At 30.4% G+C, this 24,038-nt stretch carries 26 protein-coding genes and 1 pseudogene; 7 read left to right on the top strand and 20 right to left on the bottom strand.

Annotated elements, in window-relative coordinates; translation table 11 throughout:
* Positions 1-39: 39 nt before the first annotated feature.
* The 7 genes from K324_RS0103480 to K324_RS15130 form a co-directional block, all read right to left on the bottom strand.
* Entirely contained in the window at positions 40-1,269 is a 1,230-nt protein-coding gene (locus K324_RS0103480) for a replication-associated recombination protein A (RefSeq protein WP_026747934.1), read from the bottom strand.
* 26 nt (positions 1,270-1,295) lie between these two features.
* Positions 1,296-2,102: a hypothetical protein gene (locus K324_RS0103475; RefSeq protein WP_026747933.1), complete on the bottom strand. Its 807-nt coding sequence runs from the start codon at positions 2,100-2,102 to the stop codon at positions 1,296-1,298.
* A gap of 78 nt (positions 2,103-2,180) precedes the next feature.
* A complete protein-coding gene (locus tag K324_RS16305; RefSeq protein WP_232051165.1) occupies positions 2,181-3,140 on the bottom strand; it encodes a hypothetical protein in 960 nt (319 codons plus the stop codon).
* Between the two features lie 101 nt (positions 3,141-3,241).
* Positions 3,242-3,520 carry a hypothetical protein gene (locus tag K324_RS0103465; RefSeq protein ID WP_026747931.1) on the bottom strand — a complete coding sequence of 93 codons (279 nt, stop codon included), beginning with the start codon at positions 3,518-3,520 and terminating at the stop codon, positions 3,242-3,244.
* A 114-nt stretch (positions 3,521-3,634) separates the two neighbouring features.
* Positions 3,635-4,036, bottom strand: a complete 402-nt coding sequence (locus K324_RS0103460) for a hypothetical protein (RefSeq protein WP_026747930.1) — start codon at positions 4,034-4,036, stop codon at positions 3,635-3,637.
* Positions 4,037-4,069: 33 nt separating this feature from the next.
* Positions 4,070-4,543, bottom strand: coding sequence for an SH3 domain-containing protein (locus K324_RS0103455; protein WP_026747929.1), 474 nt, complete (start codon positions 4,541-4,543; stop codon positions 4,070-4,072).
* 66 nt (positions 4,544-4,609) lie between these two features.
* Positions 4,610-5,158, bottom strand: coding sequence for a lysozyme inhibitor LprI family protein (locus K324_RS15130; protein ID WP_051354381.1), 549 nt, complete (start codon positions 5,156-5,158; stop codon positions 4,610-4,612).
* 319 nt (positions 5,159-5,477) lie between these two features.
* Between K324_RS15130 and K324_RS0103445 the strand changes: the two genes are divergently transcribed.
* The 5 genes and pseudogenes from K324_RS0103445 to K324_RS16510 form a co-directional block, all read left to right on the top strand.
* A complete protein-coding gene (locus K324_RS0103445) occupies positions 5,478-5,975 on the top strand; it encodes a methylated-DNA--[protein]-cysteine S-methyltransferase (RefSeq protein WP_026747928.1) in 498 nt (165 codons plus the stop codon).
* A 198-nt stretch (positions 5,976-6,173) separates the two neighbouring features.
* Positions 6,174-6,353, top strand: coding sequence for a hypothetical protein (locus tag K324_RS0103440; RefSeq protein WP_026747927.1), 180 nt, complete (start codon positions 6,174-6,176; stop codon positions 6,351-6,353).
* 131 nt (positions 6,354-6,484) lie between these two features.
* On the top strand, positions 6,485-6,661 hold the full coding sequence (locus tag K324_RS15955; protein ID WP_026747926.1) for a hypothetical protein: 177 nt from the start codon (positions 6,485-6,487) through the stop codon (positions 6,659-6,661).
* Between the two features lie 452 nt (positions 6,662-7,113).
* A complete protein-coding gene (locus tag K324_RS0103425) occupies positions 7,114-7,350 on the top strand; it encodes a DUF6290 family protein (protein ID WP_026747925.1) in 237 nt (78 codons plus the stop codon).
* Between the two features lie 359 nt (positions 7,351-7,709).
* Positions 7,710-7,808: pseudogene (locus K324_RS16510) on the top strand (type II toxin-antitoxin system RelE family toxin); the annotation flags it as partial.
* Positions 7,809-7,906: 98 nt separating this feature from the next.
* Here the strand turns inward: K324_RS16510 and K324_RS0103420 are convergent.
* The 9 genes from K324_RS0103420 to K324_RS16595 all read right to left on the bottom strand — a co-directional run bounded on the left by K324_RS0103420 (position 7,907) and on the right by K324_RS16595 (position 16,205).
* Entirely contained in the window at positions 7,907-9,109 is a 1,203-nt protein-coding gene (locus K324_RS0103420; protein ID WP_084533542.1) for a Sapep family Mn(2+)-dependent dipeptidase, read from the bottom strand.
* A gap of 12 nt (positions 9,110-9,121) precedes the next feature.
* Positions 9,122-10,087 carry a glycosylasparaginase gene (locus tag K324_RS0103415; protein WP_026747923.1) on the bottom strand — a complete coding sequence of 322 codons (966 nt, stop codon included), beginning with the start codon at positions 10,085-10,087 and terminating at the stop codon, positions 9,122-9,124.
* 27 nt (positions 10,088-10,114) lie between these two features.
* On the bottom strand, positions 10,115-11,194 hold the full coding sequence (locus K324_RS0103410; protein WP_026747922.1) for a M42 family metallopeptidase: 1,080 nt from the start codon (positions 11,192-11,194) through the stop codon (positions 10,115-10,117).
* A gap of 5 nt (positions 11,195-11,199) precedes the next feature.
* Entirely contained in the window at positions 11,200-12,189 is a 990-nt protein-coding gene (locus K324_RS0103405; RefSeq protein ID WP_169720562.1) for a hypothetical protein, read from the bottom strand.
* 16 nt (positions 12,190-12,205) lie between these two features.
* Positions 12,206-12,727 (bottom strand): GrdB-related putative oxidoreductase, encoded by a 522-nt coding sequence (locus K324_RS0103400; protein ID WP_026747920.1) that lies wholly within the window; start codon positions 12,725-12,727, stop codon positions 12,206-12,208.
* 164 nt (positions 12,728-12,891) lie between these two features.
* A complete protein-coding gene (locus K324_RS0103385; RefSeq protein WP_026747919.1) occupies positions 12,892-14,241 on the bottom strand; it encodes a PTS sugar transporter subunit IIC in 1,350 nt (449 codons plus the stop codon).
* Complete coding sequence (locus tag K324_RS0103380; protein ID WP_026747918.1) at positions 14,234-14,569, bottom strand: PTS sugar transporter subunit IIB; 336 nt, start codon at positions 14,567-14,569, stop codon at positions 14,234-14,236. Before K324_RS0103380 ends, K324_RS0103385 begins: the two co-directional genes overlap by 8 nt.
* A 154-nt stretch (positions 14,570-14,723) precedes the next feature.
* A complete protein-coding gene (locus tag K324_RS0103375; protein ID WP_026747917.1) occupies positions 14,724-15,620 on the bottom strand; it encodes a DUF7916 family protein in 897 nt (298 codons plus the stop codon).
* 324 nt (positions 15,621-15,944) lie between these two features.
* The gene (locus K324_RS16595; protein ID WP_345940145.1) at positions 15,945-16,205 is read right to left on the bottom strand and encodes a hypothetical protein; all 261 of its coding nucleotides are present in this window, start codon (positions 16,203-16,205) and stop codon (positions 15,945-15,947) included.
* 106 nt (positions 16,206-16,311) lie between these two features.
* Between K324_RS16595 and K324_RS0103370 the strand changes: the two genes are divergently transcribed.
* Positions 16,312-17,106 carry a replication initiation protein gene (locus K324_RS0103370; RefSeq protein WP_345940144.1) on the top strand — a complete coding sequence of 265 codons (795 nt, stop codon included), beginning with the start codon at positions 16,312-16,314 and terminating at the stop codon, positions 17,104-17,106.
* An 81-nt stretch (positions 17,107-17,187) separates the two neighbouring features.
* On the opposite strand, the gene K324_RS0103365 is transcribed toward K324_RS0103370, so the two are convergent.
* The 3 genes from K324_RS0103365 to pagL form a co-directional block, all read right to left on the bottom strand.
* Positions 17,188-17,859 carry an HAD family hydrolase gene (locus tag K324_RS0103365; RefSeq protein ID WP_026747915.1) on the bottom strand — a complete coding sequence of 224 codons (672 nt, stop codon included), beginning with the start codon at positions 17,857-17,859 and terminating at the stop codon, positions 17,188-17,190.
* A gap of 114 nt (positions 17,860-17,973) precedes the next feature.
* Positions 17,974-19,743, bottom strand: coding sequence for a glycoside hydrolase family 13 protein (locus K324_RS0103360; protein WP_248615336.1), 1,770 nt, complete (start codon positions 19,741-19,743; stop codon positions 17,974-17,976).
* Positions 19,744-20,108: 365 nt separating this feature from the next.
* Positions 20,109-21,431, bottom strand: a complete 1,323-nt coding sequence (pagL, locus tag K324_RS0103355) for a 6-phospho-alpha-glucosidase PagL (protein WP_026747913.1) — start codon at positions 21,429-21,431, stop codon at positions 20,109-20,111.
* Between the two features lie 228 nt (positions 21,432-21,659).
* Between pagL and K324_RS0103350 the strand changes: the two genes are divergently transcribed.
* On the top strand, positions 21,660-22,367 hold the full coding sequence (locus tag K324_RS0103350; protein ID WP_026747912.1) for a GntR family transcriptional regulator: 708 nt from the start codon (positions 21,660-21,662) through the stop codon (positions 22,365-22,367).
* A gap of 80 nt (positions 22,368-22,447) precedes the next feature.
* Here the strand turns inward: K324_RS0103350 and K324_RS0103345 are convergent, their stop codons facing one another.
* Positions 22,448-24,025 carry an alpha-glucoside-specific PTS transporter subunit IIBC gene (locus tag K324_RS0103345; protein WP_026747911.1) on the bottom strand — a complete coding sequence of 526 codons (1,578 nt, stop codon included), beginning with the start codon at positions 24,023-24,025 and terminating at the stop codon, positions 22,448-22,450.
* Positions 24,026-24,038: the final 13 nt, after the last annotated feature.

The raw sequence follows: 24,038 nt of genomic DNA, 5'->3' as shown, positions 1-24,038 counted from the left end.
TTTTTATATCAACTATTTTCCCAAATTCAACAGACAAATTTATTTTCCATTCTTCTTAATCTTCTTCAACCACTCATCTGCCGCCTTTTCAAATTTATTTTCCCCATGTTCATAAAATTTGATTTTTTCATTCATATAAATTTGGTCTACATAATGATTTTCATAATTGTGTGGGTATTTGTAGTCTTTTGCTCCAACTTTTGTGAGATGAACTGGCACTTCCTGAATTTTTTCATTTTCAATGTGGCTTAATGCTGAATTTATAGCATTATAGGCTGAATTGCTCTTGGGAGAAATTGCAAGATAGATTGCCACTTCAGATAAAATGATTCTAGCTTCGGGCATTCCAATTTCCTTTATCGCATTAAGCCCTGCCACAGCAACTGGTAACGCCTGGGGATTTGCAAGCCCAATGTCTTCAGAAGCCAAAATTACAAGTCTTCTTGCAATATATAAAATATCTTCTCCGCCAGATAGCATTTTCGCCATCCAGTAGACAGCCGCATCAGGGTCGCTTCCACGAATACTTTTTATCATTGCTGAAATTGTATTGTACTTGTCTTCTGTTCTGTGGTATGATTTTTTTGTATTCAAAATTTCCTTTACTTCTTCCAGCGTAAACTCCACTCCAACATTTGTTATCAGTTCCAAAATGTTTATAGCCTGCCTTGCATCTCCTTCGATTATTTCCGAAATATATCCTAAAATATCATCTGAAATCCCAAAATTCTCCTTTTCATTAATATTTTTCAATATTTTAAGTAAATCATCCTCACTCAGTTTCTTAAATTCAAACGCCATACATCGTGATAATAATGCGTTATTCAAGTTATAATAAGGATTTTCAGTAGTCGCCCCAATTAAAATAATATTTCCATTTTCCAAATCTTCAAGTAACGAGTCCTGCTGCAACTTGTTAAATCTATGAATTTCATCTAAAAATAGTAATGTCTGCTGTCCATTTGTGTGAAAACTGCTATGTGCTTTATCAGAAATATTCTTTATATCCGTTACAGAGGCTTTTATAGCATTCAAATATTCGTAATGGTAATTCATTTTATCAGCGATTATTTCTGCAAGCGTAGTTTTCCCTGTTCCCGGTGCTCCCCAGAAAATCGCATTCATAAAGTTTCCACGTTCAATAATCTTCCTCAAAATCCCATTTTCCCCAACCAATCTCTTCTGCCCATAAAAATCATCAAGACTTTTTGGACGATACCTAAATGCTAGTGGCTTCTTATCTTCATATACTTCGTCAAATAAATTCATTTTTTTATATTTCCTTTTTTTAATTTCTATTTAGTGTTATTTATTTTTAATTCCGATTTTTTATTATCTGAAAAAACGTTTAAAACTAATATAGTTGTAAAAATTACAATAATCAAAACTACCACATAAAAAAAATAATTAAAGATTGCTTTAGATAGATCTGTACTCTTTATTATTTCTATTATAAATTTCCAAATATAATCATTCTCTGTACCTGCTATAGTTTGGTACATATATATATCCATAAAAATAGAGATAAAATAATACATTATAATTAAGATTATTGAATTTATAGCTGTATAAATAATTGAAAATATACTTTTCCCATTATTTTTTTCATATACTTTGATAGAAAATAAGGATATTGTCAGCAAGATTCCAACTAATTCTGTTCCCATTATTCCATTTAAAATTCCTTTTTTTAAAAATATTAAAATCATATAATTCAAATCTATTATTTCAGAATTCTTTGACACAGAAAAAGCAAAACCTCCTCCAAGCAAGAAAATTATTATAACCATCATAGCAAAAGTACACAGCATTATTTTTATCAAATTATTTGCACCAAATCTTACTTTCATCATTTTTATAAAAATAACAGTTAGTATAATCAAAACAGTAAAACTAAATACCACCTCTACTAACGTTGGAATCATCCCAGCATTTTCATTGCCATAATTCAACTTTAATACATTGATATAGTAATAATAATTAAAGATTGCTCTTTGTACTAATAACACAATCCATGTAGAAATAAATATTCCTGTTATTTTTAATATTCCTAAAAAAACATCAAAAAAATCTCTTTCCACTTTCTTTTCAAAATTTTCCATGAAAACCTCCACTATATTTTAAATTTTTTTGAATTTTTGTAAATCAATGTTTATAATTTTAAGTATGATTTATTTCACTTAAAAACTGTACTCTTTATAATCAAACCAGACATACCACAGTATTTTTTCTTTCTGATTAGGATACTCCCCAACAAGTTCTGTTACCATTGCCAATTCTTTTACTACTTCACTAAGCCACACATCTTCATCATCTTCATCGTAATAAATTTCATATTTCTCCATTTTCTCTTCGGTTAAGTAATCACCAATTTTCAAATCTTCTGCTGGAAAATATTTCCCATCTTTTATATCAATCTTTACAATTTTTCCAGTTTTTGGATTTGCAAATAATGAATATTTCTGTTCCTTGTCTTCATACAGCAAATACTGATAATATTTTTTTAGATTTCTTTTCTCTGATGCAGAAATTACTTTTTTAATGTGATCTCCTAATTTTATTCCACTGTATTTACGGTTAATTTTAATATTTTCATCTAGTTTGACTTCAATTTTCCCTGTACCAAAATATCTCTTTAAGATTTTTTCAATTAACGTCAATTCATCCCAATAATATTTTTTTAAATTTACAAATTCAGGAACATCAAGATTTACGTTGTATTCCTGCAAATTATTTAAAAACTCCTCAGTATTCCCTATTTCAATTTCATCAAACCATTTATTCTTAACAATATACTTTCCTTCTTTTTTACTTATATAAAAAAACACGCAAAAAGCATACATATCTCTAAATATTGCAATAATAAATGGCTCTCCATCCTTTGCTTCTTCATTATAAATCAAAAATTTATTTTCAAAATTTCCATTTTTGACTTTTACATATTTTTCTGTATTGTTTAAAATGTCACAAAGTAATTCATAATTTAAATTTTCCTTAATTATTACCTCTTCTTCTCCACTATCTGTTTCTTCTTTTTTATATTGATTATACAGCCACAATTTTAATTTTTTACTCATAAATTTTTTTAAAAGAAAGCTATCCCTAAATATTTTATTTCCCCACAGCAATTTATCAAGCATAGCAAAACCTCGATTAATTTATTTCCCATTATATCACAAAAAAAGAACTCTGAAAATATCAAAGTTCTCATTTCAAATTTTCTTCTTTAGTGGGGTTTTTATTACTCACATGAAACTCTTACATTATCATCCCTTATATCAAAAGCCAGTTCCCTTGTCTGAAAGTTGAAAGTCGGATAAATTCTTATTTCTCCATTCTCTATTTCCAAATATTCAGTATAATAACTTAAACCTCCATTTGCAGTCACTCTGAATCTTCCCGAATAATCTCCATTTGAAAGAACTCCGGAACATATTCTTCCATTTGCCATAGCATTTCCTGCAATTCCAGTAAAAATTGATATTACCGTAACCATTAATAATCTTTTTGATATTTTCATTTTAATCTTCCTCTCTTTATTTTTATAATTTATTGTTTCAAAATTATGTTTAAACATTTCTGTTCAATGCTCAAATTAGAAATTTTTCTAGTTAAGTCTTAAATTCAGCACTCCTTAATCCTTCATTTCTTTATGTTTTGAAGAATATGCATAATCTAGTCCTGCTTTTTTAAATCTTTTTACGTTTTTATTATACAGTTTTTCATTTTCATCCTTCAGCTGATCATTTATAAAAAAAGTTACTTCTATAAAATGTTGTAATTTAGAATAATTTTGTTTTTTCATTTCAGGATAAAATGTTTCAAAAAAATACTCAAAAAGTTCTTCATATTTTTCATATCTTGCGTAATTGTTGAATTTTTCTTCCATTTTTACCAACGGCTCTTTTTTCATAGTATCTTCTGCCACTATCTTTTTTGTAGTCTTTTTCATCATATTATTCTCTGTAGCTACTGCTACGACTGCAACTAAAATTAATGCTCCTGTTATTGTTAATAATTTTTTTGATATTCTCATTACAAATCATCCTATCTTAAATTTTATAATATATTATTTCTCTTTCTTAACTTGACTTCTATGCACGTATGCTACTGGTATATGCGGAGAATCTCCGTATGTAATATACAGCCAATCTCCTTTTTCTTCATAAACTTCTAATACTTTTCCATTTTTTTCTTTTCCAGCTATTTTTGCACTTGAAGAAGGTTCCCATCTTATATTTGCATATCCGTCCTTTGAAGAAACGACATAAGTCTCCATCAGGTAGCCTTGGCTTTTATGGATATACCCGTATAGAATTTTTCCCGATTCTGTTCTATATTTTATGTAATACCAGTTACCTTCCTTTCTAATTAATTCGCCTTCCTCAAACATATCCAATCCAGCTAATATTTTTGAACTGCTTGAGGGCTTTTCCCTAAGATTAGCTAATGATGCATCATTTAAATATACCTGAAAAAACGTTTTAGAAAATCCTAAACTCGAAACTCCTAATAAAATTGACATTAATAATAATTTTCTCATTTCACATCTTCCTTTCTTTATCTTTTAATTTGTTATTTCTTTAAATTTTTTCTACCTGTATTTTTATTAATTTTTCAAACTGTCATAAAGTTTTGCCAATTGAATTGTTTTTTCCTTTGTCAATTTTGTTGTTATATCTCCATAAGCCTCCACAGAGCCTGTTTCTCTAGATTCTTCCTCTGCTTCTTTATCTCTGTACTGTATCCACTCCCTTTGGCTGTTACGAAGTTTGGTTTTTAAATTTGCAGGTAATTTTGCCATAACAAGTTTATAAACTTTGTTTAATTCATCATCCCATTTTTTATCTAATTCTCCAATAGCTTCTTTTACTTCAAGAGATGATGAGCTGTTGTCCATTTTATCTTGTATTCGTTTTTCGACAATTTTCATTTTTGAAATTAATTTGGCTTCGTAATCTGATTTTCTTTTATTTGCTTTTGAGCTTGGAATACTGTTTATTATTTCTTGTATAACATTGTTATTTCCCACATTTTGAGAACTTTTTTCAGACTCAATTTTATTATTTGAACTCATTTCAGTAACTTCTTTAGAAAATCCTAAACTGCAAAATGCCAAAAATATTGCCATTAACATTAACTTTCTACATTTTCTCATAAGTTTCAACTCCTTTAACATTTTTTATTAACTGTATTTTTTATTTGTTATATTTAATGCAATTATAAAATAACAGTTTTTAAAAATCTGTAAAAAATAAAATTAATTCTTTTTACGTTATTATTATACCACATATTATTCAAAAAAACTAGAAGCAATAAAAAAATTATAATAAAATTTATTATGCCATATTTACTTTTCTATGCAATCATACTATAATATTTCTATAATAAAAAAATTTAATAGTTTATTATAATCAAAACTAATTTTATCAACAAACTTTAAGTATGAAATATTCAAAAATTGAAAGGCTGAAATAATGAAAAAAAATGTCTATTTTTATGAAACTGATACTCCAATTGGAAAAATTGGACTTGCTACAACAGAAAATGATTCTCATATTACTGATGTAATCTGGAGTTATGAAATTGAAAAATTTAAAAATGATGATAATTTTCAAATTAAAGAAACCAAGTTAATAAAAAAGGCAAAAAATCAGTTATTTGAGTATTTTTCCAAAAAGCGAAAAAATTTTGACTTGCCACTTCTAAAAGAAGGAACTCCTTTTCAAATTTCCGTCTGGAACACTCTTGAAACAATCCCTTACGGCGAAACCCGTTCCTACAAGGACATCGCAGTTGCAATTAATAACGAAAAAGCAGTCCGTGCAGTCGGAATGGCAAACAATCGAAATAAAATCTCAATTTTCATTCCTTGCCATCGTGTAATTGGTGCGGATGGAAAGTTAGTCGGATATGGTGGAGGACTTCATATAAAAGAGTTTTTATTGGAACTGGAAGGCATTGAAATAAAATAATTTAAGAAAATTACATTATAATTTAGGTATAATTTTATTTTTTATTAAATTTTATGAAGAAATATAAAAAACAATTTGTATTCCAATTTAAAACATTGTATAATAAAAATATAAAAAGAACACAAATAGCCAATACATAAAATGGAATAAATATATTTAACATAAATAGATAATTTAAACGTAAGGAGATGATATGCAATGCTTAAGAAAATTTTATTGATGGTTGTGCTTACTATGGCTGTCGTAGGTTGTACTGCACATGATATGGCTCTCTGGAAAGAAGCTAAACAGGAGAGAAGAGAAAGTGGAGAAAAATGTTATAGAAGGGCTAGCGGAACATTCTATTGCAAGGACAAATATGGAAATAGAACATACTAGCTATATGTAATTTTATATTTCAACTTAAAATATTGTATAATAAAAATATAAAAAGAACTCAAATGATCAATAAATAAAATGGAAGAAATATATTTGATATGGATATTTAAAATGTAAGGAGATGATATGCAATGTTTAAGAAAATTTTACTCTTGGTTATACTTGCTATGTCTGTCGTGGGGTGTACTGCACATGATATGGCTCTCTGGAAAGAAGCTAAACAGGAAAGAAAGGAAAGAGGTGTAAAATGTTACGAAAATGAAAATGGATATGTCTACTGTGAAGACAGATATGGAAACAGGTATTAAGCTATATGTAAATATACAGAGCGATAATGATGATCAGGAAAAAGAAAATATATATTTAAGGCAGGGCTTCCTATACAGGGGAATGTTTTCCTGTCTTTTTTCTTTTGAATAAATATTTTATTTCTATTCTATCCCAGTTCTATTTCTTCATTAATTTTCTGATGAAAATCAATCTTGTTTTTGACATTAATAACATTAACTAATCATCTGTTTGATATATATTTTTTATAAAGCCATCTATTTTGTCTTATGTTATTCACTTCTTTCATTGTTTTCTGTATGAATGATGTTTTCTATTCTAATAGGGACAATTTCATGCCCATATAGAGCAATTTCCTCTGTAGGAATTTTTTTTGATACAAATTGCAGTTAATAAAATATTTTCGTTGCTTTTTATTATTTTTTATGTTAAAATTTTATTAACAAAAATAACAAGAAAGGGTGTGAATTTTATGATAACCGTTTCTATAAATGCTCATCCTGACATAGAAGACAAAATAAACAACTATGTTAAGGAAAACAATATCAATTTAAACCAAGTAATGTTAGATTTAATTCTTGAAAAAATCGAAGATGAAGAGGACTACAAATTGGCTGTTGAAGCTTATGAAGAAGAAAAAGACAACAGAGAAAATTGGATTAGTCACGAAGATTTAATAAAAAAATTAGGGTTGGAAAATGAAATATAAAGTTATCATCAGACAAAAAGCTGAAAAACAATTAAATAAGCAAAATTTCGTTAAAGGAAAAATAACTGTCTGAGCGTAGTTTTTACGAAGCGAGTTTTATTTTTTCTTTATAAGAAAGTTTTGCGTAAAGCGGGGTTGTAAGGGCATGGCGTCTGATGCCCTTACGTTAAAAAAACATATAAATGAAATAAGAAAAAGCATTTATTAATCATAATATTTATAAATAAAATTACAAAAGTCTTTAAGATGGATACTTAAAAATTAGAATTTGACTTTTTTAACAAGACTATCAAACTAATTATTATAAAATTTTAATTACGATTTTTAAATAGAGGTTAGTATAAGAAGGATTTTGGAGATATAGAGTTGAAAATTATAGGATTATTGCAAAAATTGAAAAGGATGAATTAGTCATTTTAATTGTTCAAATAGATAAAAGGGATAAAATTTATATTTAGAATTATTTCTAAATTTATTGGGTTAATTGAGAATTGAAAATGATAAAAACTGTCTGATACTCTATTTTTAAGAATAAAAGGCAGTTTTTTATTTCAAGTTATTCTTTTCTATTTTTCAATTTACTTATTTCATATAATGAAAGTGCATAAATTTCTGTTATTTTCTCTAAATCTGATAAATCAAGCCACTCATCAGGTAAATGCGCTATATCCTTCTGACCTGGAAAACTTGGGCCATATGCAATAATATTAGGAATTATCTTTGCATAAGTTCCTCCTGTTGTTGTGACAGGTTCTGCATTAAAACCTGTAACATAATTATATACTTTCTGTAAAGTCTGCACATATTCAGAACTTTTATCATATAGGACTGGATTCCAGTTGGAAATTTCTTCCAGCTCTATTCCTTCCGTCAAATTACTTCTGATTAAATCCATAAGCTGATCTTTTTTACATATTGCAGGATAGCTCATTACAAATTCAAAAAAATGTCTGTTTTCAGCAATTCCAAATCTGTACCCTCTTAATATCATTTCTCCGAAATCATCATCCTTAAAATTTATTTTTAATTTTACACCGTTACTAGGTGCTGATAAAATATATCCATTTACAAATTCATATAATTTCTCTAAATCTTTCATTTCAGAATATATTCTTACCTTAAGCCTTCCCCTTTCTCCGTATACAACTGGCCATTTACAATCAGGAGTCCAGCCAAAAATAGGGACTTTTTCCTTTGTCAGATAATGTTTTACACATGCAAATCCTGTTTCTTCATTTGTTCCGAAAACTATTCTTACAGGAACATCAAATTTTATTCCTAATTTTTTCAGAATATGGAGTGCAAAAAGATTTGACAGAATGGGACCTTTATTATCCAGAACACCTCTTCCATATATGCGATTATTTTCTATTTTTCCACCTAATGGAGGATACTTCCACCCTTCACCAAGAGGAACAACATCTACATGTCCAAAAATCCCTATATATTCGTCATAATCCCTTATTTCTTCCGGTACATATTCTGCATAACCTATTTTATTATCTATATTCACTGTATTAAATCCCAGTTTTTCTGATATTTCCAGAGCTTTATCCAGTGCCTCAGCAGGCCCCTTTCCAAATGGGGCATTTTCTTCAGCTTCCGTCTGAATACTGTAAATTGAAACTAATTCACGTATTTTCTCTATTAATTCAGGTTGTATTTTTTTCACTTCTTCTTTTATTTTTAATATTATTTCCTCATCGAAAATATTCCTGTTTTTATCATATTTTTTATTATTATCCGTATTTTTATCCATTTTCTACCTGCCTTACTTTTCTATAAGAGGTTTCGTTCTTTCATTGATATACTCCTGAAGCCACTCTTCAGTCGCTTCTTCATGTACCATTTCATCGCCTTTTCTTTTTGTCCTGTATACTTTTACAGGAGTTTTTTCATTTCCTGCAACAAAGGAAAAATTTTCAATATTTGTAGCTACTCCCCATTCTCCTTCGTTATTCATGGCAATTACAGAAATATCTCCTGCTTTTCCTCTTTTTCTTATCAATTTCTTCTCAAAAGTGAAGACAGCTTTTTCACATGCTTTCTGAGGAGAAAGACCACTTTCCATAAGTTTTACTATCTCATATGAAATTATTCCCTTCATTATATCTTCTCCAAGTCCTGTCGCACTTGCTCCTCCAATCTCACTGTCAGCATAGAGTCCTGAACCGATTACAGGCGAATCTCCCACTCTTCCTTTCTTTTTCATGAAAAGTCCACTTGTAGAAGTTCCTGCAACTATATTTTCTTCTTTATCAAGGCACACCATACCAACCGTATCATGTCCTGAATAGGGCTTTATTTCTATTTCTTTTATATGTGCCATATCCTTCAATCTGTTTCTGTAATGTATTTTTGCCCTTTCTGTAAGCATATTTTTTCTTTCAAAACCTCTTTTATGCGCATATTTTTCTGCGCCTTCACTTACTAACATGCTATTTTCATTTAAATGACTCAAATCTCTGGCAACAGATATAGGATTGGCAAAATCTTTAATAGCACATACTGCACCAAAATCAAAGTTGCTTCCATCCATGTATGCCGCATCCAGTTCGACTTCCATTTCTTCATTTGGAAGTCCACCGTAACCTACAGATTTATAAAAAGGAAAATCTTCAACGTTTTTTATTGCAGTTTCTATTGCTTCTCCCGCTTTTCCATCATTTTTCAGTATTTTTGCAGCTTCTTTGACACCATCATGTGCCATGCACCATGTTGCAATTATTCCCCACATCTTCTTACCTCCTCAAGTTTTTTCATCTTATTCACTGTAATTATAGTTTTCCTTCAGTATTTTGTCATACTTTTCAGGAGTCAGATCTTCTACTATCAGTTTCAGCAGTTTCAATGTCGCAATAATATCATCCTTATGTACGACTCCAAGATGAGTATGCATGTATCTCATAGGTATAGATAAAGTTGTTGCAGGTATTCCAGTTCCTGACTTATGAATATTTCCTGCATCAGTCCCACCATCTGTAAAACAGCTCAGCTGATAAGGAATTTCATTCTTTCTGCATAGATTTTCAATATAAATAAGCAGTCCCCTGTTCATTATGGTCATTGAATCAATAACATTAATAGCTACTCCTTTTCCAAGCTTTATATTGTTTTTATTCAAGGGAGTATCCCCTGCCAAAGTAGTATCCACAGCTATTGCCAGGTCAGGAAATACTTTATGTGCTGTTGTTCTTGCACCCCTAAGTCCCACTTCCTCCTGTACCGTTGCCGCGAGCGTAACCTTATTACCTATATTTTCTTTTTTCAGCATATTCATAAGCCATATTCCTGTCGCTACACTTACACGATTATCAAAGGCTTTTCCTGCAAAGTATCCTTCTTCATTTAGCTCTATCATTTCTCCATACGGACATATCATATCTCCTACTTTTATTCCCAGCTCCTCAATCCTTTTTTTACTGCTGACTCCCATATCAATATACAGTTTATCAATTGGCAATACCTTTTCTCTTTCCTTTTCCTTTATTGAATGGACTGCAGGTCCACCAATAACACCATAATAAATATTCTTTTTTTCATTTATAACTGCCACCTTCTGATTGAGCAGAACATGCGACCACATATTTCCTACATTCTGAAAATACAGGTATCCCTGCTCATCTATTTCCTTTACGACAAATCCTACTTCATCCATATGAGTGGCTATCATTATGGAAATCCCATCTCCTTCCTTTGTAAAAAGGCAGGATCCAAGTCCATCCTGAGAAAATGGAAGATTGATATGCTTTTTCAATATATCGACAATATCCTCTTCAAATCCTGAAATTGCATAAGTTTCTGTCAGCTCCTTCAAAACTTTCCATCTTATATCAAAATTCATTTTTCTCACCCTTTAAATCCGAATTTTTCTATTTTTTCAGCAGTCAGTCCCTTAATAAACTCTATGATTACATCACTAAGATTATTTATGTGCTTTACTTTTAACGAATTTAAAAGAGCCTGTCTATGTTTTAAAGGCAGTACAAGTACAACTGTCGGAGTTCCCTCCAATGACTTATGGATAAAAGAACCGTCTGTTGCTTCCAGTTGAACATGTCCTTCAGGAATATATCCTTTTTTCTGTGCAGCTTCATAAAATTCCTGTTTTAACATTTGATTTGGAAGCATTGACTTATCAAAACTACGAATATATATGGCATTTTCTTTGGGTTCTTTTACATATGCTGCATCAATGACAATTGCTATATCAGGTTTTACAGCAGTCGTTGCCGTTATTGCTCCACGCTGACCTGTTACTGAATGGGATATTCCGCCTACTGCCACATCAAATAAAAGATTTTCCCTACCTTCTTCCAGTTTATCCAGAACTGTAAGACCAACTTCAAGCCCTGCCCTGTTAGAAAGATTTTTAGAAAGTATTTCTCCTTCCGAAAGGCATAAAGTTGGAACATCAAGTAAAAAAATATCTCCAATCTGAATTCTTGCTTTTAAAACTTCCTCTTTACTTCCATATCCTGTATCAAGTAAAAGTTCATTTTCATTTTTTACTATAAATCCTGTATATTCTTCATGTCTTCTGTTAAGCACTTTTACTGTTCTCTCTTCAAACAGACTTTTTTCATAAAGTCCTATTGTTAAAAATTCCATCAGCCCATCTTCTCTGATGTCTGAAATCATTCCTCCACTTTCATCCATGTTTGAACTTATCATTATTTTATATGACGAATCATTTCCTTTCTTAATGCCAAAAACCGACCCTAGTCTGTCCTTTATTATTGAAAGATTTCTTTTTTTATATTCATCATATAAAAAATCATGTACTTCCTTTTCATCCCCTGAAACTCCCCTTAATTGACATAATTCCTTTAGTCTCATACCTACTCCATTTCCTTTATTTATATATGTAATCATTTACTTCAGATAAATCTTCTCCATCATAAACTTTTTTAATTACTTTTGCCATATTCTGCAGTGATTCACGTAATCCTACTCCACCTTTTTTTGGCATTTTTATCATTACCAGATTATTTTTATATTTATCTATTATTTCCTTATTTTCTTCTGAACATACAACTACAGGTTTACAGTCTGTTTTCTTTTTTACGTGTTCTGCTAAAATGGAGGACATTTCTGCATAGTTGTAATAGTTAAAGCACGGCCCGCACAAAAGAATATCCGCCTTAACTTTATTTAGAAGTCCTATCATTTTTTCAAGTACAAGTTCCTGATTTCCCTTAAAATAACTATCGCTGCAATATGTTGTTGCAAGCACTGTTCCACCTATATTTTTTATATATTCTGAAAACATCATGTATGAACCCATTCCACCTTTTTCCAGTGCAAGTTCTACATTAGCTCCTTCTTTTCCGCCTGTTCCAGATTGAATCTGATCAAAAAATAAAACTATTTTCATTGTCTTTCCTCTTTTCTGTCAAAATTCTGCTTTCATTTTTTCTCATATTTATTAACAATAATACTTTTTTCTCTTAAATAGTCTTCAATAACGAATAAAACTGCCCCAAAATCAAATTTTATAATTAATTTTGAAACAGCCTTATTCAACATAAATTTATTTTATTAGAATGATATATCATCAAGTGAAATGTCTTCTAAATCATCTTTTTCATTTTTTTCTATAGGTTTTGTTTCTTCTTCCAGATACTGATTATCCAATACTTTGAAAAATGGATAGTAAATAAGGCATCCAATTATAACCAATATTATTTGGAAAATACCTGCAATTACACTTCCTGTAGCCAACCATCCTGAAAAGAACATTGGTGTTGTCCAAGGTAATAAAACTCCTGTTGTACGAGGTATAATATGCAATAAAGTAGCAGCTGTTGCCAAAATTGTATTAACAAGCGGTACCAATAAAAATGGTATTGCAATAATTGGATTCAACACAACTGGAAGTCCGAAGATAACCATTTCATTTATTCCGAAGATTCCTGGTACAATAGATAATTTCCCTAATTTTTTCATACGTTCTGATTTACCTTTAAATATCATCAGCAATACAAGTGATAGTGTACTTCCACCACCACCAAAGTTACTGAAGAAATCTCCAAATGGCCCTGTAAATATGTTAGGTAGCGGCTGATGTGCATTGAATGCAGTCAGATTTTCAGCAGTTAATGCCAGATGTATAGGGTTGAAAATAGTATTTGTAACTGCTGGCCCATTTATACCAAAGAACCAGAATAATGTTGACAGGAACTGGTAAATAGGCTCAAATATAAGACTTTGTCCGAATCCCATTAAAGGTGCCTGTAATATTTTATAGATAAAATCATGTGCATATCCTTCCTTAGTCAAAAACAGAAATACAAGTCTTATTATAAAAAAGGTAAACATAACAAACATACTTGGAATTAATGCTGCAAACGAATTCATTACTGCAGGTGGCACTCCATCTGGTAATTTTATAGTCCATCCCTTATTTTTAATCGCAGTAAATATTGTTACAGAGATTAATGCTGTAATCATTGCCAAGAATAAACCTTTTGTCCCTAAATTTCCTGATGCAAATCCGCTAAAAGCCTTTCCTTCCTTATCTACAAAAAGTGGATGTGTCTGAGGGCTTAGAATCAGGAATGCAACTAATGAAACTGCTGCTCCCGCTATTCCTTCTATTCCTTTTGCTTTTCCATAATAATAACCAATACCAATAACTCCAAGAAGAGCTATTATACCAAATGTGGAACCAATAACCGCATCAAGATATCCATCCCACCCTTTTCCTAAAAATTTCGCTACAAAATCTGTATATCCAGGAATTGGAAAGTTCCCGATAACTAAAAATATTGAAGCCACTATAATTAATGGTGTACCTACTAAAAATCCATCACGGATTGCTGTTAAAACTTTATTGCTGCTTAATTTAGTAGCCAAAGGCCCTAAAATTTTCTCTAATTTATCAAACATCTTCTTTTACCGCCTTTTCTTTTAATATTTTTATTGCTCTTTTTAAAATACGTTCTCCATCAACTTTCCCGTAATCTTCCAGATCAATTACTGCCACAGGGATTCCTTTCGGCTCATATTTTGAAGCCGTCTCTTCAAATTTAAATTTTACTTGAGGCCCCAGCAATATTATATCTGGATGAAATTCTTCAACAGTAACATCTATTTTGCTGTCAGGAAAAGCCTTTACTTCAACAGGTAAATTATGCTTATCTGCCACTTCCTGCATTTTTTTGGCAACCAAACTTGTAGACATTCCCGCAGCACAAAACAAATATATTCTTTTCATAAAATCCTCCTCTATCATATATAGTCAATCCACTTAAAAATTGGAGTAAAAATATATAAAATCAATGGATTCGCTATAGATACAGCCTAACCTTCTACTCTCGTCTTAAACTAGAATCGCTATATTTTTTTATTTATTATATTTTTCTTTTTATTTATCTGTCATTTGAAGCAGCAATCATTCTAATTGTATGTCTTACACCTCTTATGGCTATTGACAGTTCCATTATATTCTCATAATTTGCAACTCCTGAATATCCCGCATCTCCAATATGCTGAATATCAACTCCTGCAATTTTATTCATTATCGCTATTTCCCTTATTGTTTCCCTTGTAGAACTTTCCTGACTCGTTCCTATCGCTGACATTGACAATGCTCCGTTTTCCTTAATAAATTTCACAGCCTTTATCATTTCATCCTGAGTAAAACCAGGCACTGTTCCCACAGCTGGAAGCATAATAACATCTGCCCCACTTTCTATAAACTCTTTTACAGCTTTCAAATCTGCAACAGGCTCATCTACTCCTGCTGAGTGCATTTTCCCCGCTATTACCATTCCACTAAAATATTTTTTAGCCTGTTTTATCCCTTCTGAAATTCGATTATTTGTAACTCCTGTCCCAGGATTCCCTGTAAGACATACAAAGTCAAATCCCATTTCTTCTATTTTTTTCAGTGTCGCCTCAGAGCACATTCTTCCTTCAGGAATAATCTCTATTTCCTCCATCATATCTGCATTCAAGTCCACAGGCTCAAGATTTAGCCCTACTGGCCTACCTGTAAGTTTTTTTAAAAGTTTTATCGGCTCATCGCTTTCAGGCAAAGCCGCTATAACTGGATTATAAACATCCAGCCCATTCAGCAGTATAAGATCTGCCCCAAACGCTCTTGCCAGTTCACTATTTGTAACATCACCTGTAACGCTTCTTCTTCCTGCAACATTTTCTGACAACACTGTTCTGCCTTCACTTGCCTTTATTGCATTTTTTAAATCCTGCCCCGACATTTTATTGAAATCACTGGTAAAACAGCTTAATAACCTTTTTCCCATCTTTTCTTCCTCCAATTTTAACTCTATCTTTAAATTCTTTTATTTTTCACTATCGTTATACCCCACATTTTTCATTTTGTCAAAAAAAATTTTTAATTATTAATTTAATATTTTTTATATCATTTATTTTTATTTAGTTGATTTTTTCCTTTATTTAAAGTATAATTACAAAAGGACGAAAATTTATATTGTTTTTTCGTCAAAATAAATATAATTTATAAATAATAAAATTTAATATAAAAATTAAACGAAATTTTCAAATTTTTTTTCGTTAGTTAGGAGAATAAAAATGAATATCTATTTTTCAGAAAAATTTACAAATTTTCAAAGCAATATTAAACTTGAATTTTCAAAAAAAATAACAAAAAATGAAAAAATATTTCTCAAATTGCTATTCTTTAGAATTGTTTCAGATTCTTCATTTTTAGAAAAAGCTGAAATCAGATTTGAAGAATTGCTTTCCACACTTGAATTTTCTTCAATCAATGATTTCACACCATTTTTTAATACTTTGTCAGAAAAACATATACTTTTTTCTACAGATACCCAACTTTCAGGTTCCTTTGGAATTATTTCATCTTTCATTTTGTATTCTGATTATTGCCAAATATTTTTCACTGAAGAATTTAAAAACTGCTTTTCTCTCAAAAAAAACTTTTTTTCTCTTCTTGAGATTGAAAAATTTATTTTTATGACAGATTCCTTCTCATTCAGTTTTTATAACAATATTATTAAAAATTTTAAAGACAAAAATGAAGTCACTTTACCTGTTTCATTAGTAAAGACATATCTCAACGCAGATGATAAATATGAAAGGTTTTTTGATTTTGAAAAGCATATTTTAAAAAAAGCTGTACTAGATATAAACACTTTTACGGATTTCTCAGTTGAATATGAAAAGATAAAAGAATGCAAAAAAGCAACAAATAAAATTATCTCAATAAACTTTTCCATAAATAAATCAAAACAATCTTACAAGCCTTATGATAACAAAATTTATAAAATGCTGGGACTTATCAAGAAAAAAATTTCCAATCCTGAGGAAATTTACCATTTATTTGTACTTTATGTGGCAAAGAGAGGATATAAATACGTCTATGACAATATAAATTATGCAAAAAACTCTTTTCCTGAAGATTTTGAAAAAAATTTAAAAAAAGCTCTTATGCTTAATCTAGCTTCGAACAAGCTAAAACTTTATGTAAATGAACTAAAAACAGTCAAATCTCCAATAGTTCTATTTTACACTCTTACAAGGAAACTTAACAAAATTAAAAGACATTATCCAAAAATCGAGGAACTTATGCGTAACTTCAAATTAAAGAATATTGATTCCATTAGCTATTTTAAAGATAATGACTCTTTTGAATTTTCAAATAAATATATCAGAATTTTTGTAAAATACTATTCTGACAAAAAGTCCACTATTGAAATATATCTTCCAAGCAACATTATTGAAAAAATGAAACTGGAAAATGAAATTTAATCTCATTAAACCATATAAAAAAAACTGTCCAATATTCCTTTTTTAAGAATAAAAGACAGTTTTTTTATTTATTTTTTCAAATTATAAATTATCTATTGATATTTCCGTAAAATCTTTTATAACATACGAAATTCCATCAATTGATGATAATTTATTGTTCTCAAGAGTCGAAGAAACAGCTATAATTTTTGCAGCATTTGCCCGTTTTGCCGCTTCTATCCCAAGTATCGCATCTTCATACACCGCACAATCCTCAATATCCACATCTATATTTTTTGCCGCCTTCAAAAAAATGTCAGGTTCAGGCTTCCCTTTAAAGCTCCCGTCAGTATAAACAACTTTATTTATGTCAAACCATTTTCCCAAATCAAGATATTCAAAATAAAATTTTACATTGCTTAGAGGAGCACCCGTTGCTATCGTAACTGGAATACCATCTTCTTTTAACTTATCAAGAAATTCTGGCAATCCTTTTACTAATTTGAACATTTTCTCATCTTTTAAGCACATATCCCGATACATGCTTTCCTTTTCTTCTCCCAATTTTTCAGCTTCCTCATTTGAAAAATCTCTGTTAAAAAAATGTGAAAGGACTGTTTTATTATTTCCACCATGAATGTACTTATGAATTTCTTCATTTGAAATTTCCCTATTTATCTTATTTTTCAAAAATTTTCTCCATACATCTTCCTGTAATTCACTGTCAAAAAGCATCGTCCCATTAAAATCAAATAATACTCCCTTTATTTTCATTTTTCCTCCTAATAATCAAAAAATACTAATCATTTTAAAAATATTATTTTCAATTTTATTTTTTTGTTTCTCTTCAATTTCTAAAAAAAGGCTTTCTACATATAAACTTTACGGTTAAATTTGAACTAATAAACTTTGATATCCTTCAAAAATCAACACTTTGCCATCATTTTCAACATTCTCATAATTATTAATCAGAACATCCCCTAACTTGATTTCAGCTTCATTAATGCTTCTCGCAATTTCACTTAATTTCACTTCCTGTTTTTCGCAAGAAAAATTATTAATACAAAGAACTTTCTGATTTCCATATTTTCTCACATAAGCAATAATTTTTTCATTCTCCAACGGAACAGAAATAAAATCACCAAAAGTCAAGCAATCTGAATATTTCCCATTTTGTCGCAAATCTATCATTTTTTTATAATGGGCAAAAATTGAATTTTCATTATTTATTTGAGATTCTACATTTACTTTTTCATGGCTTCCAGTCAATTCTATCCATGCTTTTACATTTTCATCTTTTGAAAATCCAGCATTTTTAGTGCTATCCCATTGCATCGGTGTTCTCGAATTATCACGGCTTCGTTTATTTATAAATTGCAAGGCTTCTTTAGGAGAACATCCTTCTCCCAATGCACGCTGATACTGATCCTTGCTGGCAATGTCATCAAACTGTGCTATATCAGTTCTTTCAAAATTGTCCATTCCTATTTCCTGTCCCTGATAAATAAACGGTGTCCCACGTAAAAAGAAAAACAATGTTGCAAGTAATTTTGCATTTATTTCATTTGCTTTCTTCCCTAAAAATTTATTCAAACTTCTAGGTAAGTCATGATTTTCCAAAAATGGTGCTCCCCATCCATATTTCTGCTGCGTCAACTGACTCTCAAAAATTTTGTTTCTTAATTCTCTCACTTTCACATCCTGTACTGAATAATAAAATCCTTCCTTTGCCATATCCAAATCAGAATAACTAAAATCAAAAATCATTGAAAAAAATCCATCTTCACCAATAAAATCATTATATCTTTCGTATTCCAGTAAAGGTGTTTCAGCTACAGTCATGCAGTTGTACTTCTTAAATGTTTTTTCTGCCAGTTCTCCTAAAAATTCCTCAATTCCTGGCTGATTTAACGTATATTTTATGCTAAATGCAAAACCATCCGCTCCATCAACAGGCAAGTCTAGATAATCTTTGTCTTTTTTTATTGAATTTATAGCATCTACCCTGAAACCTGCAATTCCTTTTTCCAGCCAGTAATTTACCATTTTATAAAGTTCTTCCCTGACTTCAGGATTTTCCCAGTTTAAGTCAGGCTGTTTTTTTGAGAATAAATGTAAATAGTACATTTCATTCCCATTTTCATCAGCTTCACCTTCAACTTTTTCCCAGGCAGAACCACCAAAATGGCTTCTCCAGTTTGTCGGTGGCAATCCGTTTTCTCCTCTTTTGAAAATATAATAATTTCTATACTTGCTTTCAGGATTTCTTAATGCTTCCAAAAACCACTCATGCTCATCAGAAGTATGATTAATTACCAAATCTAGAATTATTTTTATCCCTCTTTTTTCAGCCTCCGCAATCAATCTCTCTAAATCTTCCTTTGTTCCAAACTCAGGATTCACATCGTAATAATCTGAAATATCATACCCATTATCATCCATTGGCGACTTAAAAATTGGACAAACCCAAATAAGCGTTATTCCTAAATCCTTCAAATAATCCAACTTTTCTGTAATCCCATTCAAATCTCCAATTCCATCGTTATTACTATCATAAAAACTTCTTGGATAAATTTGATACCCAACTTCTTTTTTCCACCATTTTTTATCTAATTTTTTTGTATCCATATTTTTCTCCTTCATATTCAATAAAGTCATTTTTTTAAACCTGCCAATCTAAATATACGGATTGACAGGCATTAAGGTGATGCCGATGATGAATTTTAACTATTTTTTTTTAATAATCAAAAACAAAATGACTATAGCTATAAAATAGTAAAATCCCAATTCATTTTTACCACCTCCCAACTGTCCCATTTGGTTGTTAGTTTTGCAGAACTAACTTGGTAATTATATCATAAAAAAAGACCCCATTCAATAAAGAATAGTGCCTTTTCTTCTGCAAATTTTTTATTTCCAAACGAAACAATTGGTTTTTTTTTCTTTGAATAATTATATCATAAACTAATTAACATTTCAAGCACTAAAAATTTATTTTCATTTTAAAATTATTCAGATGTAATCTATTTCAATACTGGCCAGAAGTCTTTATTTGCTTCAATTAAATCATCTAATATTGCTTTTGCAACAGAGGCACTTGGTACTGTTCTTGACAATGTGATTGCTTGCCAAAGTTTTTGGTATGAACCTTCTATCCATGCTTCTACTGTCAATTTTTCAACTGATACTTGTTGTTCCATTAATCCTTTCTGGAATTGAGGAATTTTACCTTGAACGATTTTTTCAGGCCCATTTGAACCTACTATACAAGGTACTTCAACCATTGCAGTTGGATCAAAGTTTGAGATTGCACCGTCATTTTCTACAATTAATAACATTCTTTCCTTTGTATCATAAGCGATTGCTCTTGCCAAGTCAACTATATATGAAGCGTGATCATCCACATGAAGTTTGCTATCTTTTGCTGTTCCTTTTTCAGCGATTGCTCTACATTCTCCGAATACAAATTTTTCTCTTCCTTCCATTACTTCATTTGCTCTTGTATGGTTAGGATTTGAGTGTTCTACTACATAATCAGGGAAGAAGTAATATTTCAGATAAGTATTTGGCATTGTTGTTGGATCAATTGCAAATACATCTCTTGCTTTTGTAAATGTGTCACTCCAGCTTGCTTCTGTATTTTCTCCTTCAATTTCCACATTATATCCAACTTTTGCAACTTTTTCTCTCAATGCAGGCATCAAGTCATTTCCCTTTTTATCTCTAATATCTGTCCACCATCCAAAGTGATTTAATCCAAAGTATCTGATTACCATATCTTTTCTTGATTCAAGTCCAAGCATTTCAGCCATTCTTATTTCAATTCCAATTGGCATATCGCAAATATTTAATATCTTAGAGTTTGGACGTAATCTTCTAGTTGCTTCTGCCACGATTGCCGCAGGATTTGAATAGTTTAACATCCACGCATTTGGTGAATATTTTTCCATATAATCAACTAATTCGATAACTCCACCGATTGAACGCATTCCATAAGAAATTCCTCCAGGCCCACAAGTTTCTTGTCCTAATACTCCATGTCTTAAAGGTATTTTTTCATCTTTTTCACGCATTGCATATTTTCCAACTCTTATATGTGCCATAACAAAGTCAACATCTGTAAATGCTGTTTCAGGGTCTGTTGTGTAAACAAAGTTAATATCAGGTGCTTTTTCCTTTATAATAATATCACAAGCCTTTGCTATAACTTCTTGTCTTTCTGCATCGTTATCATAAAATTTTATTTGTCTAATCGGAAATTTATCTAAATTTTCAAGTAACATCAACACAATTCCTGGAGTGAATGTACTACCTCCACCAGCTACTACAATTGAAAATTTTTTCATAAATGATCATCTCCATTTCTATATTTTATTAATTTTTATTTCCTATTTACATTATTTATTATATCACATTTTTTAAAAAAGTCAACACTTTTATATAAATCTTTTTGAATTTTTTTAAAGAGTTATATAAACCTTTTTTTATTGCTATTTATCCTTATTTATTGTATAATCTTAGTAATAACATTTAAAATCAAACTTAAAAATTATACGAAAGGTTTATATAAACAAATGAATAAATATGAAAAAGTATATCACGATATAAAAGAACAAATAAAAAATGGAACTCTGAAACCAGGAGATTTTCTAAAAAAAGAAGATGATTTGGCAATGGATTATAATTTTTCTAAACTTACTGTAAGAAAGGCTCTTTCTATGCTGGAAGCAGAAGGCTATATTCAAAAAGTAAAAGGAAAAAGATCAGTTGTACTAGAAAAAAAAGATCTGGAAAATATTTCTCTGACTTCCATTCAAACTGTCCAAGAAATTAATAAAATCCAAAATATTAATCTTAAAACTGATTTAATCAGTTTGTATATTGTTCAAGGAGTGAAAAAGTTAATGGAAGAATTTCAAGTTTCTGAAAATGCTGACTTTTATAAAGTTGTACGTACGACTTCTTTAGATGGAGAGGTTTTAGATTATTCTACTAGCTATTTTGATAGAAGGATAGTACCTTTTCTAAATGAAAAAATAGCTAAAAAATCAATATACGAATATCTAGAAAACGAACTAAAGTTAAAAATAGCCTATTCACGTAGAGATATTAACTTTAGAAAAATTACTCCTGAAGAACAAAAGTATCTTAAATTAAAGGATATAAATATGGTTGTCGTTATTGAAACTCATGCTTATCTATCTAATGGCACCCTTTTTCAATATGAAACCATTATTCATCATCCTGAAAAATTTACTTTCACAGCTATCGCTAAAAGATAATTTATATAAAAAGAAAGAACTTTCGTAAGCCCTATTACCTTTAATTGGTGACTTTTGAAAATTCTTTCTTATTTTTATGTTTATTTGATTAAGTTTTCAATTCTTTCTCTTACTTGAGGTACTGTTAAACCTATGATTACTTGAATTGCTTTACCTTTTCTAACTACACCATGAGCTCCACCAGCTTTAAATGCTGCATCTTTTGCTAATTTTGCTTCATCTTTTACACTTACTCTAAGTCTAGTTGCACAATTATTTAATTCTTCAATGTTTTCTTTTCCACCTAATGCTTCAAGAATTATTATTGCCTGATCCATATATTGATCATCTGAAGAACCAGAAGCTGCTCCACCTTCACCATGTTTAGCTTTATAATCAGCTTTAGTGTAAAGTTTCATTTCTTCATCTTCATCTTCTCTACCTGGAGTCTTTAAATCCATTTTTTGAATTAAGAATCTAAATACAAAGAAATATATTGCTGTAAATATTAACCCTATCACTATCTGAGTAATTACTGTTCCAGAGTGATTTTTAAACATTGGTATCCAGTTTAAGAATAGGAAATCAAGTAATCCTCCACCCATATTTCCAACTACTCCGAAAGCATACATTGTTGCTGCCATTGTTGCTGCCAAGAAAGCATGAACTGCAAACAATACAGGAGCTATAAATAAGAATGTAAATTCTAATGGTTCTGTTATACCTGAAACTACGGCTGTAAATACTATTGGTATCAATAATGCTGCAACAGTTTTCTTTTTCTCAGGTTTTGCAGTAGCGTACATAGCAAGTGCTATTCCTGTTGCACCAAATATTTTTGAATTTCCGTGTAATGCAAATCCACCTTGTGGGAATAAAGTTTTTAACGCTTGTGTGCTTTGAGCAAATTCTTTTATATGTTCAACCCAGTAAACTTGAATTCCGTTAGGAACTGCTGCTGGCCCGAATACAAACGGTGTATAAACAAAGTGATGTAATCCTGTTGGGATTAATATTCTTTCCAAGAATGTGTAAATCCATACTCCAAATACTCCTGAAACTTTCATAAATCCTTGCATTGCACTAATTCCCATTTGAATTTTAGGCCAAATTAATACTGTTAGGAATGCACAAGGAATCATAACTACAAACCCTACTATATATACAAATACTGAACCTTGGAATACTCCTAAGAAATCAGGTAACTTTTTGTCAAAGTATTTATTATGTAGATATACTACTAATGCTGCTATTAAGATACCACCAAATAAATTTGTATCTAATGTTGGAACTCCACCTATTGCAGCATACCCTGTTACTTTGTTAGCTATTTGTTCCGCTGCATCTATTCCATAGAATACTTTTAATATTGCTGCTACAAAATAATTAAATGTAGTGTATAACGCAAATGTTTCCATACATGCTCTCGCATTTGTTTTTGTTGCCAAACTGATTGGTAACCCTATCGCAAATAATATTGGCATTTGTCTAAATACTGTCCAACCACCTTCTGATACCACATACCAGAAATTGTACCATAGTGTACCTTCTTCAGCAATTTTTCCTACAACTTGTGTATTAGTAAATACAGAAGCTAATCCTACGACTATCCCTGTGAATGCGAATAATAGAACTGGTGCCATCATTGCTCCACCAAATCGTTGAATTTTTTTCATCATAGTTGAATACCTC

It is taken from the genome of Leptotrichia trevisanii DSM 22070 (genome assembly GCF_000482505.1).
In the GTDB taxonomy this organism is placed as follows: Bacteria; Fusobacteriota; Fusobacteriia; order Fusobacteriales; family Leptotrichiaceae; genus Leptotrichia; species Leptotrichia trevisanii.
The sequence above is the reverse complement of the archived record's forward strand: the minus strand, read 5'-3'. Positions and strand labels throughout refer to the sequence as shown.